The organism is Pseudomonas sp. UBA6276 (genome assembly GCF_002438365.1).
Lineage (GTDB): Bacteria > Pseudomonadota > Gammaproteobacteria > Pseudomonadales > Pseudomonadaceae > Aquipseudomonas > Aquipseudomonas coleopterorum.
Genome location: NZ_DJUS01000110.1, coordinates 20805 through 27016 on the forward strand (window position 1 = coordinate 20805; position 6212 = coordinate 27016).

6 protein-coding genes and 2 tRNA genes are annotated in these 6212 nt (G+C 60.6%); 2 read left to right on the forward strand and 6 right to left on the reverse strand.

What is annotated here, in order from left to right:
- Positions 1-199 precede the first annotated feature (199 nt).
- A complete protein-coding gene (locus B2V21_RS13240) occupies positions 200-1402 on the forward strand; it encodes an MFS transporter (RefSeq protein ID WP_090359590.1) in 1203 nt (400 codons plus the stop codon).
- Positions 1403-1414: 12 nt separating this feature from the next.
- Here B2V21_RS13240 and arfB read toward each other — a convergent pair whose 3' ends face one another.
- The 4 genes from arfB to B2V21_RS13260 all read right to left on the reverse strand — a co-directional run bounded on the left by arfB (position 1415) and on the right by B2V21_RS13260 (position 4871).
- Positions 1415-1828 carry an alternative ribosome rescue aminoacyl-tRNA hydrolase ArfB gene (arfB, locus tag B2V21_RS13245; RefSeq protein WP_286917085.1) on the reverse strand — a complete coding sequence of 138 codons (414 nt, stop codon included), beginning with the start codon at positions 1826-1828 and terminating at the stop codon, positions 1415-1417.
- Between the two features lie 12 nt (positions 1829-1840).
- Complete coding sequence (locus B2V21_RS13250) at positions 1841-3214, reverse strand: amino acid permease (protein ID WP_286917086.1); 1374 nt, start codon at positions 3212-3214, stop codon at positions 1841-1843.
- A 168-nt stretch (positions 3215-3382) separates the two neighbouring features.
- Positions 3383-4564 carry a 23S rRNA pseudouridine(2605) synthase RluB gene (rluB, locus tag B2V21_RS13255; RefSeq protein ID WP_049862170.1) on the reverse strand — a complete coding sequence of 394 codons (1182 nt, stop codon included), beginning with the start codon at positions 4562-4564 and terminating at the stop codon, positions 3383-3385.
- Positions 4565-4676: 112 nt separating this feature from the next.
- Positions 4677-4871 carry a DUF1289 domain-containing protein gene (locus B2V21_RS13260; protein WP_049862171.1) on the reverse strand — a complete coding sequence of 65 codons (195 nt, stop codon included), beginning with the start codon at positions 4869-4871 and terminating at the stop codon, positions 4677-4679.
- 287 nt (positions 4872-5158) lie between these two features.
- Here B2V21_RS13260 and B2V21_RS13265 point away from each other — a divergent pair, with 287 nt between their 5' ends.
- Positions 5159-5629: a hypothetical protein gene (locus tag B2V21_RS13265; protein WP_286917087.1), complete on the forward strand. Its 471-nt coding sequence runs from the start codon at positions 5159-5161 to the stop codon at positions 5627-5629.
- A gap of 216 nt (positions 5630-5845) precedes the next feature.
- Here B2V21_RS13265 and B2V21_RS13270 read toward each other — a convergent pair.
- Positions 5846-5922: transfer RNA gene (locus B2V21_RS13270), tRNA-Asp, on the reverse strand.
- A gap of 68 nt (positions 5923-5990) precedes the next feature.
- Positions 5991-6066 (reverse strand) — tRNA-Val (locus B2V21_RS13275).
- Between the last annotated feature and the right edge of the window lie 146 nt (positions 6067-6212).

The window sequence follows — 6212 nt, forward strand, 5'->3', positions numbered from 1 at the left end:
GAAGTTGTAGGTCACCTAGGCCGAGGTTCAACACGTTTTACCAAAGCAAGCATCCGGGGCCGCATTGCGACGCCTTTTTTTGTGCCGCGCACTCATATGATGAACGTCATGTAAGCTTGGCTGTACCTTCATGCGGGTCATGTATTTCCTTGCCTATTGATGCCCGCGCCAACCGCCTGATTTTTCTACGGATCTACCCATGCCCCACTCCCAGCGCCCCATGACGGTCACGCTGCAAGTCGTCTCCATCGTACTGTTCACCTTCATTGGCTACCTGAGCATAGGCATTCCCCTGGCGGTATTGCCCGGCTTCGTCCACAGCGATCTGGGCTACGGCGCGGTGATCGCTGGCCTGGTGATCAGCGTTCAATACCTCGCCACCCTGCTCAGCCGCCCCCAGGCGAGCAAGATCATCGACAACCTGGGCAGCAAGAAGGCTGTGATCTACGGATTGGTCGGCTGCGGCATCAGCGGGTTGTTCATGCTGCTGGCCGGCTGGTTGCAAAGCTGGCCGGCACTGAGCCTCACCAGCCTGCTGCTGGGTCGGGTGTTGCTCGGATCGGCAGAAAGCCTGGTGGGCTCCGGCTCCATTGGCTGGGGGATCGGTCGCGTCGGGGCGGCCAATACGGCCAAGGTCATCTCCTGGAACGGCATCGCCAGCTACGGCGCGCTGGCCATTGGCGCGCCGCTGGGTGTGTTGATGGTCAAGCATCTGGGCTTGTGGAGCATGGGCGCGAGCATCATCGTTCTGGCAGGCGTGGGCATCGCCCTGGCCTGGAACAAGCTGCCCGCGCCAGTGGTGGCCGGCGAGCGCCTGCCGTTTCTGCACGTCCTGGGTCGCGTGCTGCCCCACGGCACCGGACTGGCCCTGGGCGGCATTGGCTTCGGCACCATCGCCACGTTCATCACCCTGTACTACGCCAGCAATGCCTGGGACAACGCAGCGCTGTGCCTGAGCCTGTTCGGTGCCAGCTTCATTCTCGCGCGGCTGTTGTTCGGCAACCTGATCAACCGTCTGGGTGGCTTTCGCGTGGCGATTGTCTGCCTGAGCGTGGAGACCCTGGGCTTGCTGCTGCTATGGTTGGCGCCCAGTCAGGAACTGGCCATGGCGGGTGCGGCGTTGACCGGTTTCGGTTTTTCTCTGGTATTCCCGGCACTCGGCGTCGAAGCGGTCAATCTGGTGCCAGCGTCGAGCCGCGGTGCTGCAGTGGGGGCCTACTCGCTGTTCATCGACATGTCGCTGGGCATCACCGGGCCGGTGGCCGGCGCCATAGCCGCCGGCTTCGGCTTCAGCTCGATCTTCCTGTTTGCCGCTGCTGCTGCGTGCACGGGCCTGGGCCTGACCTTCTATCTATACCGCCAGGCCGCTCGCCTCCCACCACCGGAAGACAAGCTGGTCTGAGGATAACGCCCTTCAGAAGTCGATCTTGGCGCGCCCGGCCTTGATCGCGCCCCGCTTGGTCTTGCCTTCCAAGCGGCGGGTCTTGGAGCCCAGCGTGGGCTTGGTCGGCCGCCGCTTCTTCTCGACCTTGGTGGCCATCAGAATCAGCTCACGCAAGCGCTGCAACGCATCGGCCCGGTTCTGCTCCTGCGTACGAAACTGCTGCGCCTTGATGACAATCACGCCATCACCGGTGATCCGGCTGTCACGCAGCGCCAGCAGCCGCTCCTTGTAGAACGGCGGCAACGACGAGGCGCCGATATCGAAGCGCAGATGCACCGCACTGGAAACCTTGTTGACGTTCTGCCCACCCGCGCCTTGCGCACGGATGGCGCTGAGTTCGATTTCAGCGTCTGGCAGATGGACGGCGTTGGAGATCTCCAGCATGCGGCACTCCGCTCAGGACAGGGGCTTGGGCTTGAGGCGATAGCACAGGTACATCCCGCCGACCCACAGTGGAATGGCATACACCGAAATGCGAATACCCGGAATCATCAGCATGATGATCAAGATGAACGCCACGAACGCCAGGCACAGGTAGTTTCCGTACGGATACCACAGCGCCTTGAACAACGGCACCTGGCCCTGGCGCTGCAGGTGCTGGCGGAACTTGAGGTGCGAGTAGCTGATCATCGCCCAGTTGATCACCAGGGTCGCGACCACCAGCGACATCAACAGCTCCAGCGCCTGCTGTGGCACGAAGTAGTTCAACGCCACGGCCACCAGCGTGATTGCCGCCGACACCAGCAGCGCACGTACCGGTACGCCGCGCGCATCCACCTTGGCCAGCGCGCGCGGTGCATCGCCCTGCTCGGCCATGCCCAGCAGCATGCGGCTGTTGCAGTAGGTGCCGCTGTTGTACACCGACAGGGCTGCGGTCAGGACCACGAAGTTGAGCACATGCGCCGCCGTGTCGCTGCCCAGCATCGAGAACACCTGCACGAACGGGCTGCCGCTGTAGGCGTCGCCCGAGGCATTCAGGCTGGCCAACAGGCCATCCCACGGGGTCAGCGACAACAGCACCACCAGCGCGCCGATATAGAAGATGAGAATACGGAAGATCACCTGATTGATGGCCTTGGGGATCACCGTCTTCGGGCTGTCCGCCTCGGCCGCGGTAAAACCGAGCATTTCCAGGCCGCCGAAAGAGAACATGATGATCGCCAGGGCCATGACCAAACCGCCGACGCCGTTGGGGAAGAAGCCGCCATGCTCCCAAAGGTTGCTGACACCTGCCTGCGGGCCGCCACTGCCGCTGACCAGCAGGTAGCTGCCCAGGGCAATCATGCCGACAATCGCCGCCACCTTGATGATGGCGAACCAGAACTCGGCTTCCCCGAACACCTTGACGTTGGTCAGGTTGATGGCATTGATCATCACGAAGAACACCGCGGCCGATACCCAGGTCGGTATCTCCGGCCACCAGTAGTGCACGTATTTGCCGACGGCGGTCAGCTCCGACATGCCCACCAGGATGTACAGCACCCAGCAGTTCCAGCCCGACAGGAAACCGGGAAACCGGCCCCAGTAGCTGTGGGCGAAGTGACTGAAGGAACCGGCGACCGGCTCCTCGACGATCATCTCGCCCAGCTGGCGCATGATCAGGAAGGCGATGAAGCCGCAGATGGCGTAACCCAGGATCATCGACGGCCCGGCCGATTTGAGCACGCCCGCAGACCCCAGGAACAAACCGGTGCCGATGGCTCCGCCCAGGGCGATCAATTGGATGTGGCGATTCTTCAGCCCACGCTTGAGCTGGTTTGGTTCAGTCATCAGGGAGAAGTCACTTGTTCAATGTTTGAAGTATCGAAGGCCCAATAGCCTATCGCTTCACGCTGGTGTTCTGTGGGAGCGGGTCTCTGCCCGCGAAGAGGCCCCCACCGACACCCCACAAAAAAACGCCAACCCTGGAAGGTTGGCGCACGTGGACATCAGCTGTCCTTACTCAGGCTTGGGCTTGCGACGGCCGAAGCCTGGACGCTGACCCGTGCCCGCTGCCGGGCCACGACGATTGCCCGAAGGCGCGTCGTCCACCAGCTTGATGCCCGGACGCTTGGCCGCAGGCTTGGCACCTGGCTTGCCCGCAGGCTTGGCCGGACGCTTGTTCATGTCCGCCGGACGCTCAGCCACAGGCGTGCCACGGCCACTGTCCTTGCGCGAAGCCGGTGCCGAATCGCCACGCGGCTGGCGAGCCGGGCGCTGTTCGGTGGACGGCGCGCCGTCGTGGGCCGGACGCAGGGTACGCACACGCTCGCCACGGCCCATCGGGCGCGAGGATTTGCGCTGCATGCGCTCCAGCTTGTCCTTGGTCTTGGTGGTCATCGACGGCATGGCGACCGCAGCCAGGCCCACCTCGGCACTCAGGGTATCGACTTCACCCTGGGTCAGCTCACGCCACCGGCCCATCGGCAGGTCGGAGTTGAGGAACACCGGACCGAAGCGCACACGCTTGAGGCGGCTGACCACCAGGCCTTGGGATTCCCACAGGCGACGCACTTCACGGTTACGGCCTTCCATGACCACGCAGTGGTACCAGTGGTTGAAGCCTTCACCGCCCGGTGCTTCCTGGATGTCGGTGAAACGCGCAGGGCCGTCTTCCAGGATCACGCCGTTCTTGAGGCGCAACAGCATGTCTTCGTCGACTTCGCCGCGTACACGTACGGCGTACTCGCGGTCCATTTCGAACGAAGGGTGCATCAGGCGGTTGGCCAGTTCGCCATCGGTGGTGAACATCAACAGCCCGGTGGTGTTGATGTCCAGGCGGCCGACGTTGATCCAGCGGCCTTCGCGCGGGCGCGGCAGGCGGTCGAAGACGGTAGGACGGCCCTCAGGGTCGTCACGGGTGCAGATTTCACCGTCGGGCTTGTTGTAAATGATCACGCGGCGCACGGTTTCCGAGGCTTCCTCGCGCTTGATCACCTTGCCGTCCACGGTGATGGCGTCGTGCAGATCGACGCGCTGGCCGAGGGTGGCGACCTTGGCGTTGACCTTGATCCGGCCTTCGCTGATCCACGCCTCTACGTCACGGCGCGAACCCACGCCGATACGGGCCAATACTTTCTGCAGTTTTTCGCCGGCGGGGCCGATTTCCTGGCTGCCGTCTTGCTGATCGAGATCTTTCATCGTAAGCACCTCCCGGTGGGTCGAATGGAATACTGCTCGGCGCAGGCGCGCCGGAGGGCCGCGAATGATACGCGCAACACGGGTGTTGCGCATCCAAGGCTAGCCGATTTTTTCAGCCTTTCTTCTTTTTCCGCTTGGCGGTGCCCTTCATGTCCTTCAACCGCTGCGCGGCCTGCTCGTTCACCTCGCGGCGCTCATCCTTGTCCATCTTCTTCCAGGCCTTGCACTCAGGCTTGGTCCGTCCGCAGGCGATGCAGGTGTCATCGGTGAACTTGCAGACGCTGATACAGGGGTTCTTGCTGCTCATGGGACGGGCCACCGGTGCGCGATTGATTGGATAAGCGTCAGACAGCGGGGCGTGGAAAATGCGCAATTTTCTTTACAAGACCGAGCCTTTCAACTGACCGGGCAGTTAAAGCTGCACTATAAAAAATCACATTCATAAGTGCTAGCCACGAAAAAACATAGTCAACCTGTTTCTTTGCTCGATCAGCAGGCGGGTGCTTAACTAACTTTCAAGTCACAGGCTGTATCGCCTCTAATGACACAACCATTCATTCAACCGGTAAGTCTCTACTGTATGGAGAGTGCACCATGAGTACCAAAGACCATGACCTGTTCGATCTGTCCACCGTTGAGCGGGATTCCAAACCCTATGCTGATGGGCCAGCGCAGCTCACAGTGGACTTCAGCCATGTTCCTTCACAATACGCCGACGAATTTCCAGATAAGACTGTGACATTCACTAATATCCAGATATCTGAAACAAAGAGCCGAGTGATTTCCTCGGCGTACTATATGCCCGAACGTGGAAGTTACTGGGAATTCCTGATCGCCACACCAAAGTCGATTGGTTTCCATATTATTGGACCTACCGGCACTGCTGTTGTCGCATTGCGACATGCCGGCTCGGAGATGCACACGATGGATCACGGCACCGTGAAACTACAGGATTACACGGCGGATGAAAGTTATGAGGTAGAGCTGGTCAATGTCGGTCAGACTCAAGCGGACGGCTTCATTATCAGCATTGCGGTCACATCTGGCGCGACAAAAGCCGACTGAAATTCAGGCACAAAAAAAGCGACCCTAAGGTCGCTTTCTTTGTTCGCTTCGAGGAGTTCAAGGGCCTCGAAGCTGTGTATGGCGCAGCGGACGGGACTCNNAACCGACTGAACTACCGCTGCGTATCGCTCGGACTTGCGTCCGTTTGAAACCTGTTGATCGAGAACTTTCGAGTTTCTTGATCGCTGACCCGGAGAACCGAATCAGTGCAAAAAATGGCGCAGCGGACGGGACTCGAACCCGCGACCCCCGGCGTGACAGGCCGGTATTCTAACCGACTGAACTACCGCTGCGCAGTGTGTGCTCTCGAACTTCAGCACGTGTTGCTCGGTGTTGCGTTCTCAGCTGCATTTCAACGAAATGGTGGGTGATGACGGGATCGAACCGCCGACCCTCTGCTTGTAAGGCAGATGCTCTCCCGGCTGAGCTAATCACCCTTTGCTTCGCTGAGGCCGCGAAATTTACGCAGGTACCGAACCTAAGTCAATACCCTGTATGAAGTTTTTTTGAAAAAGGTGTCAAACCCCAGAACTTGTGAAACCTTGCGGACCTCTTCGCGGGCAGAGGGCTCGCCGCCCGCCCC

Excerpts from the sequence above, each read along its gene's own strand:
- B2V21_RS13240 (WP_090359590.1), top strand. The coding sequence starts at position 200 with ATGCCCCACTCCCAGCGCCCCATGACGGTCACGCTGCAAGTCGTCTCC.
- arfB (WP_286917085.1), bottom strand. The coding sequence starts at position 1,828 with ATGCTGGAGATCTCCAACGCCGTCCATCTGCCAGACGCTGAAATCGAA.
- B2V21_RS13250 (WP_286917086.1), bottom strand. The coding sequence starts at position 3,214 with ATGACTGAACCAAACCAGCTCAAGCGTGGGCTGAAGAATCGCCACATC.
- rluB (WP_049862170.1), bottom strand. The coding sequence starts at position 4,564 with ATGAAAGATCTCGATCAGCAAGACGGCAGCCAGGAAATCGGCCCCGCC.
- B2V21_RS13260 (WP_049862171.1), bottom strand. The coding sequence starts at position 4,871 with ATGAGCAGCAAGAACCCCTGTATCAGCGTCTGCAAGTTCACCGATGAC.
- B2V21_RS13265 (WP_286917087.1), top strand. The coding sequence starts at position 5,159 with ATGAGTACCAAAGACCATGACCTGTTCGATCTGTCCACCGTTGAGCGG.